Raw genomic sequence first — 22,461 nt, 5'->3', positions numbered from 1 at the left:
GTGGATAGCCCTTATATCTATACAGCCATCATAGCAAAAGCGGCCGCCCGTCCCGGCGAAAGCAACCCGATACAACCTGAATCACAACCCGAATGCCACGAGGTCAGGCGCCGTGCGCTTCGGCCTCCGCATACGTGACCTGCACGGCGGGCACGAACCACGCGAGGCACAGCCCGATCAACGCCGCCAGCGCCGCGACGGCAAGCCCGATATGGATCGACACGACGAGCGCTTCTCGCGCCATGTGCATCATCGGTTCGCCGGTATGCCCGGCTGCCACCAGCCGTTCGATCAGCGCCGACTGTTCCGCGCGGTCCACCAGCACTTCGGGACTCGAGAACGACTTGAGCCATTGCGCCGCCTGATACGAATCGAGCGAGCGCTTGACGCCCTGCGTATAGAGATGCCCGAGCAGCGCGCCCGTGATCGCCGTGCCGAGCATCCCGCCGAAGATACGCAGCGATTGCAGCAGCGCCGTCACGGCGCCGAGATGATCGCGTGCGACGATCTGTTGCGAGCAGATCGTCAGATTCGTCACGACCAGGCCGAGCCCGAGTCCGCTCAAGCCCATGCACGACATCCATACGATATGCGGCTCGTTGCCCTTGAGCGCGACGAGCGCGAGACAGCCGATCACGCACAGCGCAAAGCCGATATACATGAGGCCGTTCGCGCGCCGTATGCGCGTGACGATGCGGTTGTTCAGCACGCTGCCGACCGTGGTGCCGAGCAGCAAAGGCGTGATCAGCATGCCGGAGTCGTGCGGCGACATTGCATAGCCGCCCTGGAACAGCAGCGGCACATAGAACACCATCGAGAACAGCGCAAAGCCGCCGAGCACGGCCATCGCGAACAGCGCCGCGAGCTTGCGGTCGAGCAGCACGTCGACGGGCACGACGGGATAGCCCATGCGCTTTTCCCAGAAGTACAGCGTCAAGCCGCAGACGGTCGTGATCGCGAACAGCACGATCGTCGTGCCGCTGATGCCCTCCTTCGGCAGCAATTCGATCAGCAGCTGCAGCGCGCCGAACGTCACGGCGACGACGAATGCGCCGAGCCAGTCGAGCTGTATCGGCCCGCGTTCCTTCAGCTGACGCAGTCTCGGCACGAACAGCTGAACGAACACCAGCGACACCACGCCGATGGGCACATTGACGAAGAACACGAGCCGCCAGCCCTGCATCTGCGTGAGCACGCCGCCCAGTGTCGGCCCGACGATGTTCGCGATGCCGAACGACGACGTGACGAACACGAGCCAGCGCAGGCGCAGCTTCGGGTCCGGAAACAGATCGGCGACCGTCGCGAACACCGTGCCGATCAGGATGCCGCCGCCGATGCCTTGCAAGCCGCGCGCGGCCACGAGAAACAGCATGTTGGTCGCGAGCCCGCACAGCATCGACGCGAGCGTGAACAACAGGATCGCCGCGAGCAGGAACGGCTTGCGCCCGTACAGATCGCCGAGCCGCCCGAAGATCGGGATCGCGATGACGGATGCGAGCATGTACGACGTCGCGACCCAGGCGTAGAAATCGAAGCCCTTCAGATCGGCGACGATGCGCGGCAGCGCCGTGCCGACAATCGTCTGATCCAGCGCGACCAGCATCGAAACGAATGCGATGCCAAGCATCGCGAGCAGCGATTCGCGAAACGGCAGCAATTGACGGTGAGGATCATGAACGGCGATGGCGGACATCATGGCGTGCTCCACCCGGAAGGACGCGCCCATTGCGGACATGCGAACAGGCGGTGCTCTTCATGCAGAGTGGTACGCGCGCCTGAAAATAGCAAGGCAATTGCTCGGGGCGTGTTCTTGCCGGTGAGCCGTTTCACGCATGGCAAAGAGCTTTTAAGCTGACTGCACATGTCGACTCTTTCGCGCACGGCAGCGTGCGCTTTTCGACAGGATTGCAATCGGATAACAGCCGCCGATCCTGCCCGTACTTCCGTAGCCATTCCGAACATAGGCAGACGGCCAGCCATCGCGCGACGCGTGACCATGCCTGTGCGTTTGCTCTGGCGAATGCGCGGCGGCGGCCCTAATACGGCGGCCGGGCGCAACACGGCATCTGCGCATCGCCCTGTCACGGCAACGCGTGCGACGACGTATCATCGGCGCGCTTGTCGGCGTGCCGCCCGGCATCCTCTGCCTGCCTGTCGCGGAGCACGCGCCGCTCGTCATCTGGCGTGCGGCCTCGCCGGCGATGATCGTCTATGCGATGGCACTGCCCGAGCACTACGACGTCGCATGCGGCGCGTTCGCATTTGCACGCTGATCATCACGCTTGCGGCGAGCGGTGTACACTCGGTGCCACTGCTCGCAGCGCGCGCATCGGAGACGCTGATCGGCGGCGTGCCCGGCCAGTGCGCGGCGATGTTCATTTTTCCGCTGCATCAGCGCGAGGGGTAAATCTGACGCAACGGACACGCGACCGTGTCCTCCGCTTTCAATCAGAAGAACGGAATAATCAGGCTTCCTGTTCGTTGCACAACGCCCTTCCATCCTCCTGCCTCACCGATCGAAAATCACGCGCGAAATATGTCCGCGTAGAGCAGGAATAAACTCGACGCCCTCCTCGTTGAATGACCGTCACGACCTGTGGACAAAACAGGAACAAGGAGTACGGCCATGAAGTCTCTAGTCGAGGTGTTCGGCATCACGGCGTGCGCAGCCACTCTGGCAACGCTCGTGTCATGCGGCGGCGGTTCCAGCTCGAACAATCCCAGCCCGCCTGTGCAGTCGTCGTTCGCCGTGAAGGCACTCGTCTCGGATGGCGCCGTGCCCGCAGCGCACACCGACCCGAATCTGAAGAACCCTTGGGGTGTCGCGTTCAATCCGAAAGGCTTCGCGTGGGTCGCTGACAACGGCACCAATGTCGCGACGCTCTATGACGGCAACGGCGTGCCGCAATCGCTGGTGGTCACGATACCCAACGGCAAGAACGGTACGGCATCGCCGACGGGCATCGTGTTCAACGGCACGCAGAGCTTCAACGTCACGCAGAACGGCAAATCGGGTATCGCCGCGTTCATCTTCTCGGGTGAAGGCGGCACCATCACCGCGTGGGCGCCCGCCGTCGGACCGACCAACGCATTCACCATGTTCGACGACGGCACGGGCGGCGCCGTGTACAAGGGCCTCGCGCTCGCGTCGAACAACGGCGCCAACTTCCTCTATGCCACCGACTTCCATAACAACAAGATCGACGTCTTCGATACCAACTTCGCGAAGGTCGCGATGCCAGGCGGCTTCCACGATCCGGCGATTCCCGCAGGCTTCGCGCCGTTCGGCATCGCGGCGATCGGCTCGAACCTGTTCGTCACTTTCGCGATGCAAGACCCCGCAAAACACGACGACGTCCCCGGCGCGGGACTCGGCATGGTCGATGTGTTCGATACGGCAGGCAATCTCAAGCAGCACTTCGCGACGGGTGGCACGTTGAACGCGCCGTGGGGCATCGCCCAGGCGCCCGCCAACTTCGGCTCGCTGAGCGGCGCGATACTGATCGGCAACTTCGGCGACGGCCTGATTCACGCGTTCAACGCATCGACGGGCCAACCGATGGGCTCGCTCAATGGTCCGACGGGCAGCCCGATCGTCCAGGACGGCTTGTGGGGCCTCGCGTTCGGCAACGACCTCAGCAACCAGCCTTCGACCACGTTGTTCTTCGCGGCGGGACCGAATGCCGAAGCGAATGGTGTCTACGGAAGGATCGATCTGAATCCGGCGTCGACCTCCGGCTCGAGCACGGGATCGAGCACAGGCACGGGCTCGACGGGAGGTTCCACCACGGGCATGTAGCGCTTTTCAAGCAGTGAAGAAAAAGACGGCCGCTCGCGCACGACGAGCGGCCGTCTTTTTTTCGAACCCTGACGTCAGACCTGACGACGCAACTCGGCAGGCGGCACCTTCATCAGATGACGGTACTTCGCGACCGTGCGTCTCGCGACGAGCACACCCTGGTCCGCGAGCATCTTCGCAAGCGCGACATCCGACAGCGGATCGCGCGTGTTTTCCGCGGCGATCATTTCCTTCAGCAGTGCGCGCACGGCCGCTGCCGAGCACGTGCCGCCGCTCTCCGTGCCGAGCTCGCGCGGGAAGAAATGCTTGAACTCGAAGATGCCGCGCGGCGTCGCCATGTACTTGTTGCCCGTCGCGCGCGAGATCGTCGATTCGTGCAGCCCGAGCTCTTCCGCGACGTCGCGCAGCACGAGCGGCTTCAACGCGATCTCGCCGTACTGGAAGAACGGCCTCTGATGCGCGACGATGCATTCGGCGACGCGCTGAATCGTCTCGAAGCGCTGCTGTGCATTGCGGATCAGCCAGCGCGCTTCCTGCAACTGCTGCGCAAGCGGCGAGCGGCTCGCGCCAGCCGACTGCGCGAACAGTTCCGCGTACATCCGATGGATGCGCGCGCGCGGCAGCACGGCGGGATTCACGGTCACGACCCACTTGTTGCGAACGTTGCGCACGATCACGTCGGGGACGATGTAGTTGTCGTCCGCGCGGCCATACGAATTGCCTGGCTTCGGATCGAGCTTGCGCACCAGCGCGCAGGCGATCCGCAACTGCTCCGCATCGCAACCGATCTGCTTCTGCAACTCCGCATGCTCGCGCCGCGCAAGCCGGTCGAGATGATGCTCCACGACCTGCTTAGCGACATCGCGCGCGGGCGTATCCGCGGGCATCGCATCGAGCTGCAGCGACAGGCACTCCGACAGCGAGCGCGCTGCGAGCCCCGGACTATCGAGCGTCTGCACGAGACGCAACGCGACCAGTAGCTCGTCTTCCGTCAGCGGAGGGTCCAACTCCACGACGTCCGTCAGGTCGGCGAGGTCCTGGCGCAGATAGCCGTCGTCATCGAGCGCTTCGATTACGAGCCGCGCGACTTCGCGATCGCGATCGTCGAGCCGGTACAGGCGCAGCGCGTCGTGCAGCTGCTCATGCAGCGTCGGCTGCGCGCGCGCCCACTCGGTCGGGTCGGCGGCTTCCGAATCGCCGTTGTAGCGCGACGGTCCCCGGCCATACCCGTCGCCCGGGAAATCGCCGCCGCCGTCGTCGGACGGAACGGGTGTCTCCGCAGGCGACTCCGGGGCCGAGCCTTCGAGCGCAGTATCGCGTTCGGCAGCGGGCAATGCTTCGCCATCGGCCGTGGTGCCGTCCGCCGTCTTGCTCGTCGCGAGGTCGTCGGCAGCCGTCGGGTCGTATTCGAGGAAGGGATTCGTATCGAGTGCGTTGCGCAGTTCCTGCTGGAATTCCAGCGACGACAGTTGAAGCAGACGCACGGACTGCTGCAGACGCGGCGTAAGCGCAAACGATTGCTTTGCGCGTAGTTCAATTGAAGGCGGCATACAGACTTCCTTTCCTTGTACGAGTCTACGAGTCGACAGTGTGTTGGACGCGGTCATGCAACTGTCGTACCAAGTTTTGCAACTGTCTGTTTTGACTCGCCTTTGTCCGTTCCGAATGCCGATCCAATAAACACTTTGCGCGCCGAATTTACAAATGCTCTGAAATTCGAACCCAATCATGGCGCATTTCCGATGAGGCGCCTGGCGGCTTGCCACAAGCGTTTCGCGTTGCTTCTCGCGAATTCGAAAGCAGGTTGACAGCAGGCATGCGGCGGTGCGGCACATCGCTTGCTGCGCGCCTCAAAGGGGCGCGCCGTGCGCATTGCGTGAGCGAGGCTCAGCGCTGCGCTCCCGGGTCGGCGATGTACCAGACGGAACCGCGGCGGCAGTGGTCCTGGGTCTGGTCATCGGCGGCAAGGGCCGCAATCGATCGCATGGACAAAAGGACCGCAACCCTGATCATCAACCGAGAAGGAGAAACCATGAAAACTATCCCGTTCCTCAAGGCCGCAAGCAGCATCGCATGTGTTGCATTCGCACTGAACGCTACCGCGCAGACCACGGCGTCCGCGCCGCCGGCAACGTCCGAAAGCATCGGCCAGCACATCGACGACGGCACGGTGACGACCAAGGTCAAGGCGGAACTGCTCGGCGCGAAGAACGTGAAGTCCACGCACATTCACGTCAAGACCCGCAAGGGCATCGTGTGGCTCAGCGGAACTGTGCCGTCCGCCGAGGACAAGACGACCGCGCAGGACGTCGCGCAAAACGTGTCCGGCGTGAAGGGCGTGAAAAACCATCTGAAAATCGCGGCCGAATAAGCGCCGCGGGGCGCCGCCGGACGATCGTCACCTGATCGCGGCGCTCGCGAAACATGGCCGCCCGTCTGCATGGGCGGCCATTTTTTTTCAGCTCTTCATTGCAGCGTACTGATCGCGCATCGCGCGAATGCGATCGTGATTTTGCAGCACGCCCTGATACAGCCTCTCGACGACCGAGCGCACATCGGCAGGCAGGTCCTTCTCGAGCGCATCGTGAAACCGCTTCTTCGCGACGCCTTCGCCCTTTTCGCAATCGGCGAGTATCACGTGGTCCGAGCGGCTGCCGACAGCCGACTTCACATCGAGCCAGCCGCGATGCAGCGCGCCCGCCACACTGCCGCCGCTTTCGGGCCTGCCGCCTAGCTGCAACACGAGGTCCTGCAGTTCGCGCGCGCCGCGCGAGCAACTCGCGGCGCTTTCGAGCAGCGCGTCGTTCACGCTCGCATGTTGCGCTTCCTCTGCTGCTTTCATGAAGTCGCGTTCGCCGTCCTTCGACATTTCGATCAGATCGTTCAGCACGGCAATGACATTGGTCGTCATGACTTCGCTCCCGTTCAGGTGACGCTTCAGCTAACGCATGAAACACGCTCACGCATGCACTCGTCATGCCCGCGCGGTAGCGAGACGTAGCGGCGACGCTGTTCGCATCGCCTGGCGTCTTTTCCAATGCGGCGAGTAAATGATGCAGGCATCAAGCGCCGCGCAGTGCCCCATCGCGCTGAAAGCCGCGCCGTATAAGGGTCCGATATAGAGGCACGCATGTTGCTGCATTGACCGCTGGCCCATTCTCACGCCTTTCGCAGACAGCAAACGCGAGGCGACTACACGATCTCAGATCACACATAAGGGCCAGCATCGACAAGGGAGAGCCTCACCATGAACATCAGGAGCGCGGAGCGTCTGCTCCTCGTCGCTATCGTCACTTCAGCCGTCGTCGCGCAGGTGCGCATCCATACGCTGCCATCCGTAAAAGCCACTCCGTCCGCGCGGACGCGAACAGCGCAACGGCAGCCCACTCGCGAAGTGCCCACGTGCGACGAAGCGCGCGGCGTCACGTTGCGCGCAGCATGCGAAACCCGACGCGATCGACACCCCATCGACGGTTACGACCGTGAAATAGAACGCACACATCGTCCGCGCGTGAATGACAGCTGGGTCTGATCGCCGGCTGCTTTACATCCGTGCGCGCGAGAACAGCGCAAGCGGCGCGCGCCGTATCGACTAGCGCGGCTTGGCCCTGCGATCCGGTTCCATGCCTTCGACACGGAACAGTCCGCTATGCAGGATCACGCTTTCGCCTCCGTTCTCATCGAGCGCCTCGGCGCAGACGGAACGGATGCGGGTACGCCCTCTTTCGTATGCGCCGATCAACGCGCCTTCGAGCGGCGAGCCCGCGCCGAAGTGATCTTCGAGCGCTTCGGCCGTGATCGCGCATACGACAGGCTCGCCATCGACGCACGCGGTAAAGCGCACGACCAGGCTCGACCCATCGAATACGGGAGCATCATCGGTGAATGTGATGTGCATGTGAGAGTCCTCGTATGCCGCACGCGGCATGAACACCTTGATCATCCCGTTCATCACGATGCCTTTCGCGCATCCGCGAGTTGCTGGGCCAACTGGAGATGGTGACGGATAACGGGGAGCGCGCGCGTCGCCGCGCTCTTCAGTTGCGCGTCCTGGCCGCTTTCGCTCTCCTTCTGGAACAGTTCGACTGCTTTCTGATGACCGCCCACCGCGACCTCGTCCATATACGCGTTGTCGAAGTCCGCGCCGTTCAGCGCCTGCAGCTTGCCGACCAGCGCCGAATCGGCGCCCGGCGCCTTGCCGAGACCCTTGCCCGCGGCGACGACATCGAGACTGCGCGCGAGCCGCATGTGATCGGCGATCATCTGCTGCGCGAACTTCCTCACCTGCGGATCGGAAGAATTCTTCAGCGCGAGCTTGCTCGCGGCGATCTCCGTGGCGCCCGCCTGCGAAGCGTCCTGCACGAACTGCTGATCGCCCGGCGACAGCTGCGTCTGCGCGCTGACGACGCACGTCGCCGCGCCGAGCGCGACGAGCGCGGGCAATACGGCGGCTCGAACGAATGGGCGATGAATCATGCGTCTCTCCGCTTTAGCGCTTGCTCTGATCGCTCGCAGCATGGCCGCGCTGAAACTCACGCGGCCCTCTTCTTCGACAGCTGCGCAATCAGTGTCCTGTTGAACGCGGGAATATCGCCGGGCTTGCGGCTCGTGATGAAGTTGCCGTCCTCGACGACTTCCTTGTCGACCCACGTGCCGCCCGCGTTGCGAATATCGTCTTGCAGGCTCGGCCAGCTCGTGACCGTGCGCCCTTTCATCAATCCGGCGGAAACGGGCAGCCACGCGCCGTGACAAATCACGGCGACTGGCTTCTTCGCCTGATCCGCCGCCTTGACGAACGCCTGCGCTTGCGGCAGCAGACGGATCGCGTCGCTGTTCACGACGCCGCCGCCAGGCAGGACCACTGCGTCGTTGTCGTTCGGCGCCGCCTTGTCGAATGTCGTATCGACATCGACGGAACCGCCCTTGTCGACATGCCTGAAGCCCTGGATCTTTCCGCCTCTGGCAGATTACGCGTACTGTCGCTCCCGCTTCCGTGAGCGCACGGCGCGGCTCGATCAGCTCGGCCTGCTCGAAGCCGTCGACTGCGAGCACCGCAACCTTGCATCCCGTGAGTGCGTTCGCCATGTATTCGCCCTCCCTCACTATCCGGGTGCTGCCTTGTTCGTCCTGCCAGCACGCGAACACGCGGCCGGGCGTTCGTTGATCAGGCGAGCAAGTTCGGTGCCCACGTGTTGCGGCAATAGAGTTCGAACGCATGGCAGCCTTCGGACGCGCGCTGCCGAAAATATGCGCGAGCGTCGCGCGCGATCTCACACGCGAAGGGATGCCGCGCGAGAAAACCACGTCATCTGCGAAAGCGCAGCAGAGGCACACCGTCATGTCGTCGCGACAGTGAAGGAAGTGGCCGCGCTGTTGCGCAACACGCCCGCTGTGTGCAAGCGCTGTTACATCCATCCCGAAGTGATTGCCGCTTTCGAAGCAGGCGAACTGCAAGAACTGTCGTCGCCGCGCGCGAGGCGTCATATGAAAGTCGACGAGGTGGCATTTGCGGCGCTGCTCGCGCAAGGCGAAAAAAAGCGACCGGCTGCCAATCGCCGGGCGCGCAAAAACAGCGGCAACGCGAAATCAGCCACATCGACGGATGTCGAGCGGGCGAGACTCGCAATGCTGCAGAAAAAATCAGGCGCGCTGCAAAATCAGGCCAATAGCTGGCAAACAAGCAGGTCGATAACCACGCTAATAAGCGAACGAACAAGCAGGCGAGTGCTCGAAAGACGGCCTGAGCGTCGACTCGTATTCGTTTGGGCCTCAGGTCAGCGACACAAGCACGCATGCGCCCTGCGTGGAGCGCATGCGTGCCCGCGTCACTCCTCGTAGGCGGCCATCACGAGCCACATATCGCGCTCGCCGTCATGAATCTCCGCTGCCAGCGCGTACGGATCGTTCGGTCCGCATGTTTGGAGTAGCGTGCGTTGAGCGACTTCGGCATTGTCGAATACGCGATCGTCGAGCGGACGGACTTCGCGCTTGCCTTCGAACATGTGCTCGTTCATCCGGTACACGAGCGGCTGCGTTTTCCATGTATTGAAGCAGTCCTTCACGTGTTTGAAGTCGCCACCGCAGATGTTGCTCTGATAGTGAATTTTCGAACGCATCACATCACCTCCATGGGGCGCGTGTCCGTTGCCGCGGTTGTGGATGCTCTACCGCGCAAGCCGGATCGCGAGTGGGACGGGCGTTGATTCGCCCGTTGTCCGCAACGCGGATCGCCACGTACCCCCGTTGTGCCGCGCCCTTCAGGTCCTCGATGAAGAACGCGGCGTGATTCGATTCCCTCATTACCCCGGGGCTGCCCGAGGTACCCCATCACTCCGCGAAACGTCACTGGCTCGCGCCCGATGCCCCTGCCGCGCCGCTTGCGCTCATCGCGCCTGCGGCTGGGGCCATGCTGCTGCCTGCCGCGCCCGTGTCGCTGCTGGCATTCTCGGCCTTCTTGCAGGCCGCGCCTAGTGACATCGACACGACCGCTATCGCGAGCAACGCGTATTTCCATCCTGGCTGTGTCATGATTCCTCCCGCCTTTGCTAAAGGTCCGGCATATCGCGCCACATCGCACCCGCATCGCGAAGCAGTGGCGCGCGCCGGACGGACTCAAGGGTCATTGCCCCTTCGTATCGCTGCTTGCGTCGGCGCCCGGCATGTTCGTGGTGTCGGTAGCCGACTTCTTGTGCGACTTCGACATCTTATGATGCATCTTTTTCGACGCATGCGTGCCCGACGATGCCATGCCCGCCCCCGTCTGATCGGACGAACTCATCCCGGCGCCATTGCCGCCACCGCCCGCCGAACCGCCGCTGTTACTCCCGCTCGTCTGGGCAAAAGCGCCTCCCGACAGTGCGAGCGTTGCCGCTACGATCCATGCTTTACGGTTGTTCATCTGTTAGCTCCTTGAAAAACGTGATCAATGAATGCGGTTGACTGCCGCCAAAAAACCTGGCGCCGTCACTCGTGAGTTCAGCAATCGGTGTGCCCCTGCGAAGCCGCGCGCAAACGGCCGGATGAGGCCTGGCACGGTTCTTCGGGCCGCCATACGCGATGAATAACCGCGCCGCGCGCATACGCGCTTTGATATTTACAAAGCGGACGTAAATCTTTCGTGCAATAAATGGCGCAATATGAGCGCTGTGCCGCCAGGGATCGAGATGCTCGCATTGCATGTCCCGCTTTCGTGTTGGCTTTCGTGTCCGTTTGATTACCGGTTTTCCATCCACTGCATCTGATCGCATTCGATCGAAGGAGAAGCCCATGCGCATATCCACATCATTTCTGTTCGACCTTGACGGCACGCTCGTCGATAGCGTGTATCAGCATGTGCTCGCCTGGAAGGAAGCACTCGACGAAGAAGGCATCGAATTGTCGGTGTGGCGCATTCATCGAAAGATCGGCATGAGCGGCGGTCTCTTCACGCATCAGTTGCTACGCGAAACGGGCGGCGACATGAGCACGGAGCGCGTCGAGCGCTTGCGCCGCGCGCATGCGCGCGCGTACAAGCAACTGCATGCGAAAGTGCGGCCTCTGCCGGGCGCGCAGGCGTTGCTGGCCGCGCTGACGGAAAGCGGCACGCCATGGGCGATCGCGACGAGCGGCCGGATGGAAACGGCAGCCGTGAACCTCGAAGCCCTGGGCGTCGATCCGTCGAAGACAGTCGTCGTCACACGCGACGATGTGAAATACGCGAAGCCCGACCCCGATCTCTTCGTCGCCGCTGCGCACCGACTCAATGTGCCGATCGAGCATGCCGTCGTCGTCGGCGACAGCATCTGGGACATGCTCGCGGCGCGCCGTTGCCGCGCGCTCGGCGTGGGCCTGCTGTCGGGCGGCTACGGTCAGGAAGAACTCGAACGCGCAGGCGCGTTGCGCGTCTATGAAGACCCCGCCGATCTGCTCGAGCATCTCGACGAAATCGCCGCGCGGCCCTGATTCGCGCCGCTCTTTCGCTCTATCGCTCTCTTCGTGTTCGACACTGCACGGCGTGCTGCGCACGTGGCACGCCGTGTGCAGCGCTTGTGTCATTCCGCGACCGAAATTATGTCGCGTGGGACCAGAGTAAGGCGCGCTGCATGGGGCTGGAGTAAGTGCTAAAGCACCAACTCCAGCCGACAGCTCAAGCGCCAACTCTGGTCGACACAGGGAGAGAGATCATGAACCGCGAAGAAGACTCCGCCGATACTTCCACGCCCCGTCCCGACGACGCGCCTCACGGCCAGCCACAGCCGCCCGACACCACGAAGGAACTGCCCGAACTGCCCGATCCTGTCGAAGTCGGCGAGGACGGCTGAAGCGTTCGTCGAACCGTTCACGTATGCCGCGCCAACGCAACGGCGCGAGGAATAGCTGTTGCTCAAATCTGCCTGTGTGCGCACCCACGACGGAGAACGATCATGACGATGGCGAAGCAGACGCAAGGCGCGAATATCGTCGGCGCGGGCCGCAGCCGGTCGACGGGCCCCGGCCCCGAAGTGATGGCGGCCGCCACGTTCGATGGCGACAAGGTGCTGAGCGCCGATGGCAACAATATCGGCAAGATCAAGGACATCATGCTCGACGTGCGATCGGGACGAATCGCGTATGCGGTGCTGTCGAGCGGCGGCTTTCTCGGCATCGGCGACAAGCTGCTCGTGATTCCATGGAGCGCGCTCACGCTCGACGTGGACCGCAAGTGCTTGCTGCTCGACATGCCGACCGAAAGAGTGAAGAACGCGCCGGGCTTCGACAAGGACCACTGGCCGTCAATGGCAGACGCAACATGGGCGACGTCGGTGCATCAGTACTATGGACGCGAGCCTTATTGGCATGGAAGCCAACGCGAAAACGCGGGCGACGGCGAATTCGATGTCGGCGATATCGAGGCCGGATCGTCCGATGCGCCCGAAGCTGGCGGCGTGAAGCTGTGATAAATCGGGGACCATGATGGTTACCAGCAAACGCGGTGAAACGTCGAGCGGGAAGAAGACGGCCGCGCACGCGTCGACGCGCACGAAAGGCGGCCGTCCGGCGCGCCAGCGGCACACGCAGGCGAAGGCCGCGCATCATCGCGCGCGAACGTCGTCGACGAGTTCATCGAAAAGCACGTCGAAGTACTGGTCGCATCACGTGATGGAAACGAGCGACGCGATGGACCTTCAAAAGGACATCTTCAAGACGGGCAGCGCCGAAGAGATCGCGCAATCGCTCAAGCGTTCGTCGACGCGCAGCAAGCGGCGCAAGGGCACGCCGTTCCAGTCCGCGATGTCGATGCTCAACTTCTATATCAACCGCGCAGGCCGCAATCTGCCGAAGTCGCGCAAGAGCACGCTCGAAGAGGCCAAGCGCAAACTGCGCGAGGCGTTCGGCCGCGCGCCATGAAATCGACGCAGGGACGCGATGCATCGATGCCCTTGCTTGCCTGCATGCGTGGTGACGGCCCATGCATGAAACGGTCTGGCGGTATCTGATCGCGTAACGATAGAAAAAAGCGTCGCTTTTTAAATAGCTATGGCTTTGCGACGTCGTCGCTCGTCGTGGTGCTCGCCAGTCTTTATCTGCTCGACCGCAAGCTCGATTCGCTCGAGTACGAGACGTTCATGCTGCAATGAGACGGGTGCGATGATGACGCGGCGTGAGGCGTCACGCCGCGTCATGTGCCTGCAACTGGATTGATCGGAACACTCAACCGTTGCGTTCTCGGCCCCAGCGCGTTTCGGCGATCTGCTGACGGCGCGGATCGCCCTGACGCTCCAGCATCCAGCCCGGATACTCTGACGGCAGGCGGCTCACTTCGTCGAGCTTCGCGAGATCGTCCGCGTTCAGTTCGACCTGGGTCGCCTTGATGTTGTCGTCGAGCTGCTCGACCCGCTTCGCGCCGACGATCACGCTCATCACCGCGCGCTGATGCAGCAGCCACGCGAGCGCGATCTGCGCGACGGACACGCCCTTCGCTTCGGCGATCGCGCGCATCACGTCGACGCAATCGAACGCGCGCTCGCGATCGACGGGCGGAAAGTCGAACGTCGCGCGGCGGCTGCCCGCTTCGTCCTGCCGCTCGCGGCCAAATTTGCCGCTCAGCAATCCGCCCGCGAGCGGGCTCCACACCATCAGGCCGAGGCCTTCGCTCTTCAGCATCGGCACGAGCTCGCGTTCGAGATCGCGGCCCGCGATCGTGTAATAGGCCTGCAACGTGTCGAACCGCGCGAGCCCGAGCCGCTCGGAAATGCCGAGCGCTTTCACGATCTGCCACGCGGCCCAGTTCGACACGCCGATATAGCGCACATGTCCCTGCTGCACGAGCGAATCGAGCCCGCGCAGCGTTTCTTCGATCGGCGTCGCGGGATCGAAGCCGTGGATCTGATACAGGTCGACGTGATCGAGTTGCAGCCGTTGCAGGCTCGCCTTGATGCCGTCCATGACGTGATAGCGCGACGCCCCGCGTGCATTCGCAAAGTCGCCCGTCTGGCCGAACACCTTCGTCGCGACGACGACGCTGTCGCGCGGCACCTTCAGGTTCCTGAGCGCCTGCCCGGTGATCTGCTCGGAGAGGCCGGACGAGTAGACGTCGGCCGTGTCGATGAAATTGATGCCCGCGTCGATCGCGCGGCCGATCAGGCGTTCGGCGTCGCTCTGCTGCAGATCGCCGATTTGCTGCCAGATGCCGCCGGTGCCGCCGAACGTCATCGTGCCGAGACATAGTTCCGACACGAAAACGCCTGTGCGGCCAAGCTGGTTGTATCGCATGGTTCGAGACTCCATCGTGGGTGATGAATCGGTGCTCAGCCGATGAGGATACTCGTTGCCTCTGGATGCTGCTGGCGGGTTGCCATTGGGTCGGCGGCATCGGGTTCCGTTCGTGCGATGCGGCATCGACGATGCATTCTTGCTTTCGTTCGGCACACGATGGTGTCGTTTCTTATCGCATATTCTGGATGCTGCTGGCCGCCCACCTCTGGTTGCTTTTCCATCTATCGGCGCTTGCCGGTGTCGCGCCGCCGCCGCCGCAGTGGGCGGACGCGACGGCGACTGACCGGTAGTTGCGTTTAGGCTCCCATGAACACGTCGGCTCGCAGCGAGGCCCCCGCGCCGCCTCTGCGATTGCGCTGTCAGCACGAAGCCGCGAAACCTGCGAGACTGAAGCGGTCTAACGCTTGCGGGGCGCGGCTACCAGTGGATACATGCCGCGCCGCGCCCATCTTCGATCCCATGACTTCCGCCTCCCCTGCCGCCCGCGTGCTGGCCGACTTCCACCCCGCCGTCGCGGGCTGGTTCGAGAAGACCTTTGCCGCGCCCACGGACGCGCAAGCCGCCGCGTGGCCGCTGATCCGCAGCGGCCGGCATACGCTCGTCGCCGCGCCGACGGGCTCCGGCAAGACGCTGACCGCCTTTCTGGCCGCGCTCGACGAACTCGTGCGCGACGGGCTTGCGCATGACGGCACGCTGCCCGACGAAACGCTGGTGGTCTACGTGTCGCCGCTGAAGGCGCTGTCGAACGACATCCGCATCAACCTGCAGACGCCGCTCGAAGGCATCGCGCGCGAGCTCGCGCAGAGCGGGCTGCCCGAGCTCGACATCCGCACGGCCGTGCGCACAGGCGATACGACGCAGCAGGAGCGCGCCGCGCTGAAGAAGCGCGCGCCGCATATTCTCGTCACGACACCCGAATCGCTGTACGTGCTGCTCGGCTCGGAGTCGGGCCGCAAGATGCTGTCGACGGTGCGCACGGTGATCGTCGACGAAATTCACGCGATGGCGGGCAGCAAGCGCGGCAGCCATCTCGCGCTGACGCTCGAACGGCTCGACGCGTTGTGCGGCCGGCGCTTGCCGCGCATCGGCCTGTCGGCGACACAAAAGCCGATCGAAGCCGTCGCGCGCTTTCTCGTCGGCGGCGCGAGCCTCGATGGCGTGACGGATAACGCTGCCTACAGCGGCGCGCCCGCCGACTGCGCGATCGTCGATGTCGGCCATGTGCGCGAGCGCGATCTTGCGCTCGAAATTCCGCCCGTGCCGCTCGAAGCGGTGATGTCGAACGAAGCGTGGGAACTGGTCTACAACCGGCTCGCGGAACTCGTCGCGCAACACCGGACGACGCTCGTGTTCGTCAACACACGCCGGATGGCCGAGCGCGTCGCGCGGCATCTGACCGAGCGGCTCGGCAAGGATGCCGTCGCCGCGCACCACGGGTCGCTCGCGAAGGAGCACCGCTTCGACGCCGAGCAGCGCCTGAAGCGAGGCGAACTGCGCGTGCTGATCGCGACGGCGTCGCTGGAACTCGGCATCGATATCGGTGATGTCGATCTCGTCTGCCAGATGGGCTCGCCGCGCGCGATCGCGCCGTTTTTGCAGCGCGTCGGACGCTCGGGACACCATGTGGGTGGCATGCCGAAGGGGCGACTCTTCCCGGCTTCGCGCGACGATCTGATCGAGTGCGCGGCGCTGCTCGATTGCGTGCGGCGCGGCGAACTCGACCTGCTGCATATCCCGCGCGCGCCGCTCGACGTGCTCGCGCAGCAGATCGTCGCGGAGGTCTCGAATGCCGAATGGAGCGAGGACGGTCTCTTTGATCTGTTCCGGCACGCCGCGCCATATGCCGAACTGAAGCGCGACCAATATGAAGCCGTGCTGCGCATGCTCGCCGAGGGCTACACGAGCCGCCACGGCCCGCGAGCGGCGTACGTGCATCGCGATGCCGTCAACGGCACGCTGCGCGGACGGCGCGGCGCGAAGCTGTATGCCGTCACATCGGGCGGCACGATTCCCGAAAACGCTGATTACGCGGTGATCCTCGAACCGCAAGGGCTCAATATCGGCACGGTCAACGAAGACTTCGCGGTCGAGAGTCTCGCGGGCGACGTGTTTCAGCTCGGCAACGCGGCGTACCGGATCATGCGCGTCGAAAGCGGCCGTGTGCGCGTCGAGGATGCACAAGGTCAGCCGCCGAATATTCCGTTCTGGCTCGGCGAAGCGCCCGGGCGCAGCGACGAATTGTCGGCGGGCGTCGCGCGTCTGCGAGTCGAGATCGAGCGGCGATTGGCTGTTGCTGATGCGAAGCCCACGCTGCGCGCGCCCGAAGAAGCGTCAGCCGACGCGTACGCCGATTCTCGCGACGAACCGACGGCCGTCGTCGCCGAGCGCCCCGCTGCCGTGCTCGATCTCGAACCCGCCATCGCGTGGCTCGTCGAGCGAACGGGGTTGATCCAGCCGGCCGCGCGGCAGATCGTCGAGTATCTGGCGCGTGCACGTCAGACGCTCGGCGCGCTGCCGACGCAGGACACGCTCGTGATGGAGCGCTTCTTCGACGAATCGGGCGGCACGCAACTCGTGATCCATACGCTGTTCGGCAGCCGCGTGAATCGCGCGTGGGGACTCGCGCTGCGCAAGCGTTTTTGCCGCACGTTCAACTTCGAATTGCAGGCCGCCGCGACGGAGGACGCGATCGTGCTGTCGCTGACGGGCGCGCACAGCTTCGCGCTCGACGAAGTGTGGCGCTATCTGCGTTCGGCCACGGCCGAGCACGTGCTGATCCAGGCGCTGCTCGACGCGCCGCTCTTCGGCGTGCGCTGGCGCTGGAACGCGACGACGGCGCTCGCGTTGCCGCGCTATACGGGCGGCCGCAAGACGGCGCCGCAACTGCAACGCATGCGCAGCGACGATCTGCTCGCGACCGTGTTTCCCGATCAGGCCGCGTGCCTTGAAAACATCGTCGGCGAGCGAGAGCTGCCGAGTCACCCGCTCGTCGATCAGACCGTCGATGACTGCCTGCACGATGCGATGGATACGCAAGCGTGGCTCGCGCTGCTGCGGCGTATCGAACAAGGCGAGATCGCGCTCGTGAGCCGCGATTTGCCGGCGCCGTCGCCGCTTGCAGCCGAGATACTGACGGCCAGGCCCTATGCCTTTCTCGACGATGCGCCCATCGAAGAGCGCCGCACCCGGGCCGTGCTGAATCGCCGCTACGCGAGCGGCCCCGAATCCGCCGACGACCTCGGCGCGCTCGATGCCGACGCGATTGCGAGCGTCGCTGAAGAAGCGTGGCCGCAAGCGCGCGACATCGACGAAATGCACGAAGCGTTGACGGGTCTTGCGTGCATCACGGAAGCCGAGGCGCAGCGCAAAGAAGACTGGAGCGCGTGGCTGTCCGGGCTGGCCAAGACGGGGCACGCGACGCGCATGCAGATCGCGCAGCACGATGCGCTATGGCTGCCCGCCGAACGCCTGACATGCCTGCGCGCGATCTATCCTCACGCCGAAATCGAACCGGCCATTCGCGCGCCCAAAGGTTTCGACGACGCCTGGACGGAAGACGACGCGCTGGTCGACGTGATCCGCGCGCGGCTCACGGGCTTCGGGCCGCTGCCGTTGTCGGCGATTGCGCGCGCGCTGGCGTTGCCCGCATCGGCGGTCGCGCAGGCGCTGACACGGCTCGAAGCCGAAGGCTACGTGATGCGCGGCCGTTTCACGCCCCGCGCGGCCGACGAGGAATGGTGCGAACGGCATCTGCTCGCGCGCATTCATCGCTATACGGTTCGGCGCTTGCGACGGGAGATCGAGCCTGTCGAGCGGAACGACTTCATGCGCTTTCTGTTCGAATGGCAGCGCGTCACGCCCGATACGCGCGGCGAAGGGCGCGATGCGCTCGCGGCCGTGCTCGATCAGCTGGAGGGATTCCAGGCGGCGGCGGGCGCGTGGGAGGAAGACATCCTGCCCGCGCGGCTAAAAGATTATTCGATCACATCGCTCGACGAGTTCTGCCGCTCGGGCAAGATCGTCTGGACGCGGCTCACGGAACGCGCGCGCGGCGCAAGCGCGCCCGTGCGCAGCACGCCCATCGTGCTGTTGCCGCGCCGCGCGTTGCCCGTGTGGAGCGCGCTGATCGATCCGGCGAAGCAGCCGGAACTGTCGTCGAAAGCACAACTCGTGTTCGACGAGTTGACGCAGCACGGCGCGATGTTCTTCGACGAGCTGCTGACGGATGTGCATCTGCTGCGCGTCGAACTAGAGAATGCGCTCGGCGAACTGGTCGCGGCGGGACTCGTCAATTCGGACAGCTTTGCGGGTCTGCGCGCGCTGCTCAAGCCGGTCGCGAAGCGCAACGCGTCGTACTATCCGAGCCGACGCCCGCGCGGCGCGGGCGCGCTGATCGGCGGCATGGACGACGCGGGACGCTGGGCGTTGTTGCGGCGGCCCGCCTCAGTGGCCAAAGACGCGGCAGATGATGCGCCCGCTGCGTCGCCAGCGCGCCGTCCGCAGCAGCTCGCGCCGGACGTGCTCGAACATATCGCGATGGCACTGTTGCGGCGATATGGTGTCGTGTTCTGGCGGGTGCTTGAACGCGAAGCCGAATGGCTGCCGCCATGGCGCGACCTGCTGCGCGTGTATCAACGGCTCGAAGCGCGTGGCCAGGTGCGTGGCGGGCGCTTCGTGAACGGACTCGCCGGCGAACAGTTCGCGCTGCCGGAAGCGATTCCGCTGCTGCGCGAAGTGCGGCGGCATGCGAACGATGGCGCCTATGTGTGCGTCGCGGGCACCGATCCGTTGAACCTTGTGGGCACCCTGTTGCCGGGCAACAAGGTGCCGGCCTTGGCGGGCAACCGCGTGTTGTATCGCGATGGCGTGCCCGTCGCGTCACTCGTTTCCGGCGAGTTCAATCTCCCGCCCGACGCCGACGGCGAGACGAAACAGCTGATGCGCATGCGGCTCGCCCGGCGATATTGAGCGCGGCGACGTCGCGCGCCGCACTCAAACGGCGATGGCCGCGAACGCGTACGTCAAGTGGCCCGCGCGCCGAAACGCAGCCGCGCGCGCACCGCGCTTTCGGCGTCGACGACAGCACGCGACAGCGACTTCGCTGATCTCAACTGTCCTGTCATCAGCACGACGATCGCCGCGACGATTCCCATCTGCGCGACGACGATGACGCCGCACATAGGATTCGCAGCAAACGCGGAGCGGCAGAACAGGTCGGTGATGGGATCGACTGGGCTTGTGCCACGCGCGCGCGGCTCGACGCGTGGATGCGGAATAGTTCTGAAGGCCGTGTCCGTGTGCGGCAAGCACAGACCAGCGATTATCCATGCGCTCAGAAACGGCATCAGCAACACGCCCCAGAACGCGACCATGCCGTTGAACGCGTTGTCGAGGCAGAAGCGGACGTAATCGGCGTCGGCATCACGCAACCTGCCCGCCGCGAGCAGCGCTTCGCCTTCGCGCGCGAGCTCGAGCCGCATGGGATGCACGGCATCGGCGAGGCGCCTCGCCAGCAGCAGGTAGACGGCGGCGCAAACGGCCACTGTGGCGCAAAAGCGCAGCAAATCGAAGTATTCCATTATTTCGACGCACTCCTTCGGAAATGTCGGCTCATGACCTTGCGCACTCCGTCGTATTCCGACTTCTGTAGCCCGACGGGGTCGATGATGATCCGGAAAATAAAGAATGAAACGAACAGGCCCGCTATCAGCAACGGCAGCATCACTTCGAGAAAAACAAGCGGCTCCGAGCGGGCGAAATCGATCAGTTCGATCAGCGCATCACCGATCGTCGCTCCACTTGTCATATGCCTCCCGAGTCTCGTTGATGCGTTTCCGCGTGAACAAAGATGCTACCACTAGAGGCAAATTCGTATGGATTTCTAAACGTCAAAATTTGTAGGAAAGAAGTGGGCGCGGCGACGTCACCCGCTCGCCGTGCCCGTCGGCGCTTCCGTTTTCGGCTTATTCGCCCGGACTGTACATGTCGAGCAGCTTGAGCGTCACGCCATTGGTCCAACCGAAGCCGTCCTGTAACGGATACTCGCCACCACCGCCACCGCCCGTCCCCGATCCTTCGACGACGTACTTCTCGACCAGCTTCTGCTCTTTCGCATACACGTTCTTCACGTCAGCGAGAAAGCGCGTGCCGATCCGCGTGGCGAGATCGCGGCGCCCATAGCGCGTGAGGCCTTCGATCGCGATCCAGTGCAGCGGCGCCCAGCCGTTCGGCGCGTCCCATTGCTGGGTCGTGTCATAGGTCGACGTCGTCAGGCCGCCTGGCTTGAGCAGGATGGCCGCGACGACATTCGCGGTCTTCTGCGCGCGATCCGGCCACGCTGCGCCCGCGAAGAGTGGATACAGCATTGCGGGCGTCTGCTTGTCGCGCGGCTTCGCCAGCTTCCAGTCGTAATCGCCGTAGTACCCCTTGCTGTTCCACAGATACCGGTTGATGCCCTCGGCACGTTTCGCCGCCTTGCCGATGAACTGCACGACGCATCCGAAGTCGCGCGCCTCGGAGCAGCCACGCGCGATGGTCGTCTCCAGATGGAACATCAGGCTGTTCAGATCGACGGGAATGATCGCCGTCGTGCGTACCGTCGTCAGGTTCATGTTGTCGCCGAACCAGCGCGAGCTGAAGTCCCAGCCGCTTTCCGCCGTCGCGCGCAGATCGCGGTACACGTCGCCCGGCGTGCGGCCCGTCGCCTGCTGCGCCGTCTGCACGTCTTCGAGATACGACTCGTCGCGCGGCGTGTCGAGTTCGTCCCAATAGCGGTTCAGCACCGTATGGTCCGGCAGCACGACGACGTTGCGCGTCGCGTCGCCGGGCTTCGTCGTCGACGCACCCTGCATCCAGTACGTGTACTCCTTGCGCATCTGCGGCAGGTACTTCTGATAGACGCGCCCGCCTTCGACCTTCGCCGCGAGTTCGACCATGTACGAAAAGAACGGCGGCTGCGAGCGGCTCAGATAGTACGTGCGGTTGCCGTTCGGAATGTGGCCGTACGTGTCGATCATGTACGCGAAGTTGTCGAGCATGTTGTCGACGAGATCTTCATGACCCGACTCCTGCAAGCCCAGCATCGTGAAATACGTGTCCCAGTAGTAGCCTTCGCGAAAACGCCCGCCCGGCACGACATAGGGTTTCGGCATCGGAATCAGCGAGCTGTACGGCGGCGCGCTCGTCGTCGTGCGCGTGAGCGCGGGCCACAGCCAGTTGATGTGATCGCGCAGCGACTGATTCGCGGGCGGCGTGATGACCGGCTCGGAAGGCGGCGTGAAGTACTTGTTGACGAAGTCCGCCAGCGAAAAGCCAGCATCGTTCTTATGCGCGTCATATAACTGCACGATCGTTGCGGGATCGGCGTTCGGGGTTGCGTCGACGAAAGTCTTCTGGTCGGGATAGATCTGCGCGGTTTGCACGGCGACGAACAGGTCGCCATACAACTGGTCGGGCGGTGGCGGAAGCGGCCCGCCGATCTGCGTATCGGCGCTCGCCACGCGCGCGAAACCGGCGAACAGCACGAAGCCCGACAACGCGATCGCGCGACGTACCGTCGTCGACGGAATGGCGGTTGAATGGTCGTTCTGGACAGACCTGCATGGCACACACGACAGCATACTCATGTCTCCCTCCTCGGAAAGGTGGACAACCGGTCTGGTCTGCCGTCGCGCTTTCTTATCGCCTTGCGAGCATCGCACACGAGCACATGCCCGCGCAATCGAGCGTCAACGCTTGCGGAATCGGTTCGTTAGAAGGGCATAAATTCCATGCATTCTGATTAAAGAATGGCTTGTGAAGGGTCGTTAATAGATTCGGGGCCGCAGCCCCGCCGCTTCGATACAATGAAGCGCAGCCCATACGACGCTTTACCGCCCGTGTGCTGTACTCACATTCGGAGTTCGACTGAAGGCAACGGTTTGCCCAGG

21 protein-coding genes and 3 pseudogenes are annotated in these 22,461 nt (G+C 63.8%); 10 read left to right on the top strand and 14 right to left on the bottom strand.

Going from position 1 to position 22,461, the window contains the following annotated elements; all coding sequences use genetic code 11:
* Nucleotides 1-103: 103 nt before the first annotated feature.
* Nucleotides 104-1,696 carry an MFS transporter gene (locus tag BN2476_RS27065; RefSeq protein WP_087737295.1) on the bottom strand — a complete coding sequence of 531 codons (1,593 nt, stop codon included), beginning with the start codon at nt 1,694-1,696 and terminating at the stop codon, nt 104-106.
* Nucleotides 1,697-2,087: 391 nt separating this feature from the next.
* On the opposite strand from BN2476_RS27065, the pseudogene BN2476_RS27060 reads away from it, so the two are divergent.
* Both BN2476_RS27060 and BN2476_RS27055 read left to right on the top strand, forming a co-directional pair.
* Nucleotides 2,088-2,407: pseudogene (locus tag BN2476_RS27060) on the top strand (FUSC family protein); the annotation flags it as partial.
* Nucleotides 2,408-2,626: 219 nt separating this feature from the next.
* Complete coding sequence (locus tag BN2476_RS27055) at nt 2,627-3,799, top strand: TIGR03118 family protein (protein WP_087737281.1); 1,173 nt, start codon at nt 2,627-2,629, stop codon at nt 3,797-3,799.
* Nucleotides 3,800-3,873: 74 nt separating this feature from the next.
* Here the strand turns inward: BN2476_RS27055 and BN2476_RS27050 are convergent, their stop codons facing one another.
* Entirely contained in the window at nt 3,874-5,349 is a 1,476-nt protein-coding gene (locus BN2476_RS27050; protein ID WP_087737280.1) for an RNA polymerase factor sigma-54, read from the bottom strand.
* Nucleotides 5,350-5,831: 482 nt separating this feature from the next.
* Here BN2476_RS27050 and BN2476_RS27045 point away from each other — a divergent pair, with 482 nt between their 5' ends.
* Nucleotides 5,832-6,170 (top strand): BON domain-containing protein, encoded by a 339-nt coding sequence (locus BN2476_RS27045; protein ID WP_087737279.1) that lies wholly within the window; start codon nt 5,832-5,834, stop codon nt 6,168-6,170.
* Nucleotides 6,171-6,257: 87 nt separating this feature from the next.
* Here BN2476_RS27045 and BN2476_RS27040 read toward each other — a convergent pair whose 3' ends face one another.
* Nucleotides 6,258-6,710 (bottom strand): PA2169 family four-helix-bundle protein, encoded by a 453-nt coding sequence (locus BN2476_RS27040; protein WP_087737278.1) that lies wholly within the window; start codon nt 6,708-6,710, stop codon nt 6,258-6,260.
* Nucleotides 6,711-7,046: 336 nt separating this feature from the next.
* On the opposite strand from BN2476_RS27040, the gene BN2476_RS27035 reads away from it, so the two are divergent.
* On the top strand, nt 7,047-7,331 hold the full coding sequence (locus tag BN2476_RS27035; RefSeq protein ID WP_087737277.1) for a hypothetical protein: 285 nt from the start codon (nt 7,047-7,049) through the stop codon (nt 7,329-7,331).
* A 60-nt stretch (nt 7,332-7,391) separates the two neighbouring features.
* Here BN2476_RS27035 and BN2476_RS27030 read toward each other — a convergent pair whose 3' ends face one another.
* The 3 genes and pseudogenes from BN2476_RS27030 to BN2476_RS27020 form a co-directional block, all read right to left on the bottom strand.
* Entirely contained in the window at nt 7,392-7,697 is a 306-nt protein-coding gene (locus tag BN2476_RS27030; RefSeq protein ID WP_438942902.1) for a DUF1488 family protein, read from the bottom strand.
* A 53-nt stretch (nt 7,698-7,750) separates the two neighbouring features.
* Nucleotides 7,751-8,275 carry a DUF4142 domain-containing protein gene (locus BN2476_RS27025; RefSeq protein ID WP_087737276.1) on the bottom strand — a complete coding sequence of 175 codons (525 nt, stop codon included), beginning with the start codon at nt 8,273-8,275 and terminating at the stop codon, nt 7,751-7,753.
* A 56-nt stretch (nt 8,276-8,331) separates the two neighbouring features.
* A pseudogene (locus tag BN2476_RS27020) lies at nt 8,332-8,884 on the bottom strand (type 1 glutamine amidotransferase domain-containing protein).
* Nucleotides 8,885-9,103: 219 nt separating this feature from the next.
* On the opposite strand from BN2476_RS27020, the pseudogene BN2476_RS48505 reads away from it, so the two are divergent.
* Nucleotides 9,104-9,637, top strand: a pseudogene (locus BN2476_RS48505) (hypothetical protein); the annotation flags it as partial.
* Here the strand turns inward: BN2476_RS48505 and BN2476_RS27010 are convergent.
* The 4 genes from BN2476_RS27010 to BN2476_RS45730 form a co-directional block, all read right to left on the bottom strand.
* A complete protein-coding gene (locus BN2476_RS27010) occupies nt 9,625-9,915 on the bottom strand; it encodes a hypothetical protein (RefSeq protein WP_087737275.1) in 291 nt (96 codons plus the stop codon). The pseudogene BN2476_RS48505 and the gene BN2476_RS27010 overlap by 13 nt on opposite strands.
* A gap of 226 nt (nt 9,916-10,141) precedes the next feature.
* Nucleotides 10,142-10,327: a hypothetical protein gene (locus BN2476_RS45735; RefSeq protein ID WP_143811053.1), complete on the bottom strand. Its 186-nt coding sequence runs from the start codon at nt 10,325-10,327 to the stop codon at nt 10,142-10,144.
* A 91-nt stretch (nt 10,328-10,418) separates the two neighbouring features.
* A complete protein-coding gene (locus BN2476_RS27005; protein WP_087737274.1) occupies nt 10,419-10,697 on the bottom strand; it encodes a hypothetical protein in 279 nt (92 codons plus the stop codon).
* Nucleotides 10,684-11,067, bottom strand: a complete 384-nt coding sequence (locus BN2476_RS45730) for a hypothetical protein (protein WP_143811052.1) — start codon at nt 11,065-11,067, stop codon at nt 10,684-10,686. The genes BN2476_RS27005 and BN2476_RS45730 overlap by 14 nt, the downstream gene beginning before the upstream one ends.
* Here BN2476_RS45730 and BN2476_RS27000 point away from each other — a divergent pair.
* The 4 genes from BN2476_RS27000 to BN2476_RS26990 all read left to right on the top strand — a co-directional run bounded on the left by BN2476_RS27000 (nt 11,066) and on the right by BN2476_RS26990 (nt 13,165).
* The gene (locus BN2476_RS27000; protein ID WP_087737273.1) at nt 11,066-11,740 is read left to right on the top strand and encodes an HAD family hydrolase; all 675 of its coding nucleotides are present in this window, start codon (nt 11,066-11,068) and stop codon (nt 11,738-11,740) included. The two genes, BN2476_RS45730 and BN2476_RS27000, sit on opposite strands and share 2 nt — an antisense overlap.
* A 221-nt stretch (nt 11,741-11,961) precedes the next feature.
* Nucleotides 11,962-12,099 carry a hypothetical protein gene (locus BN2476_RS47285; protein ID WP_162849267.1) on the top strand — a complete coding sequence of 46 codons (138 nt, stop codon included), beginning with the start codon at nt 11,962-11,964 and terminating at the stop codon, nt 12,097-12,099.
* A gap of 102 nt (nt 12,100-12,201) precedes the next feature.
* Nucleotides 12,202-12,714 carry a PRC-barrel domain-containing protein gene (locus tag BN2476_RS26995; RefSeq protein WP_087737272.1) on the top strand — a complete coding sequence of 171 codons (513 nt, stop codon included), beginning with the start codon at nt 12,202-12,204 and terminating at the stop codon, nt 12,712-12,714.
* A 16-nt stretch (nt 12,715-12,730) separates the two neighbouring features.
* A complete protein-coding gene (locus BN2476_RS26990; RefSeq protein ID WP_087737271.1) occupies nt 12,731-13,165 on the top strand; it encodes a DUF3175 domain-containing protein in 435 nt (144 codons plus the stop codon).
* 303 nt (nt 13,166-13,468) lie between these two features.
* Here BN2476_RS26990 and BN2476_RS26985 read toward each other — a convergent pair whose 3' ends face one another.
* Nucleotides 13,469-14,530: an aldo/keto reductase gene (locus tag BN2476_RS26985; RefSeq protein ID WP_087737270.1), complete on the bottom strand. Its 1,062-nt coding sequence runs from the start codon at nt 14,528-14,530 to the stop codon at nt 13,469-13,471.
* A 462-nt stretch (nt 14,531-14,992) separates the two neighbouring features.
* On the opposite strand from BN2476_RS26985, the gene BN2476_RS26975 reads away from it, so the two are divergent.
* Nucleotides 14,993-19,501 (top strand): DEAD/DEAH box helicase, encoded by a 4,509-nt coding sequence (locus BN2476_RS26975; RefSeq protein ID WP_087737268.1) that lies wholly within the window; start codon nt 14,993-14,995, stop codon nt 19,499-19,501.
* Nucleotides 19,502-19,554: 53 nt separating this feature from the next.
* Here BN2476_RS26975 and BN2476_RS26970 read toward each other — a convergent pair whose 3' ends face one another.
* The 3 genes from BN2476_RS26970 to treA all read right to left on the bottom strand — a co-directional run bounded on the left by BN2476_RS26970 (nt 19,555) and on the right by treA (nt 22,158).
* Nucleotides 19,555-20,112: a hypothetical protein gene (locus BN2476_RS26970; RefSeq protein WP_087737267.1), complete on the bottom strand. Its 558-nt coding sequence runs from the start codon at nt 20,110-20,112 to the stop codon at nt 19,555-19,557.
* Nucleotides 20,112-20,339 (bottom strand): hypothetical protein, encoded by a 228-nt coding sequence (locus BN2476_RS26965; protein ID WP_087737266.1) that lies wholly within the window; start codon nt 20,337-20,339, stop codon nt 20,112-20,114. The genes BN2476_RS26970 and BN2476_RS26965 overlap by 1 nt, the downstream gene beginning before the upstream one ends.
* Nucleotides 20,340-20,496: 157 nt before the next feature.
* Nucleotides 20,497-22,158, bottom strand: a complete 1,662-nt coding sequence (gene treA / locus BN2476_RS26960; protein WP_087737265.1) for an alpha,alpha-trehalase TreA — start codon at nt 22,156-22,158, stop codon at nt 20,497-20,499.
* Nucleotides 22,159-22,461 lie beyond the last annotated feature (303 nt).

It is taken from the genome of Paraburkholderia piptadeniae, from assembly GCF_900007165.1.
Taxonomy (GTDB): Bacteria; Pseudomonadota; Gammaproteobacteria; order Burkholderiales; family Burkholderiaceae; genus Paraburkholderia; species Paraburkholderia piptadeniae.
The sequence above is the reverse complement of the archived record's forward strand: the minus strand, read 5'-3'. Positions and strand labels throughout refer to the sequence as shown.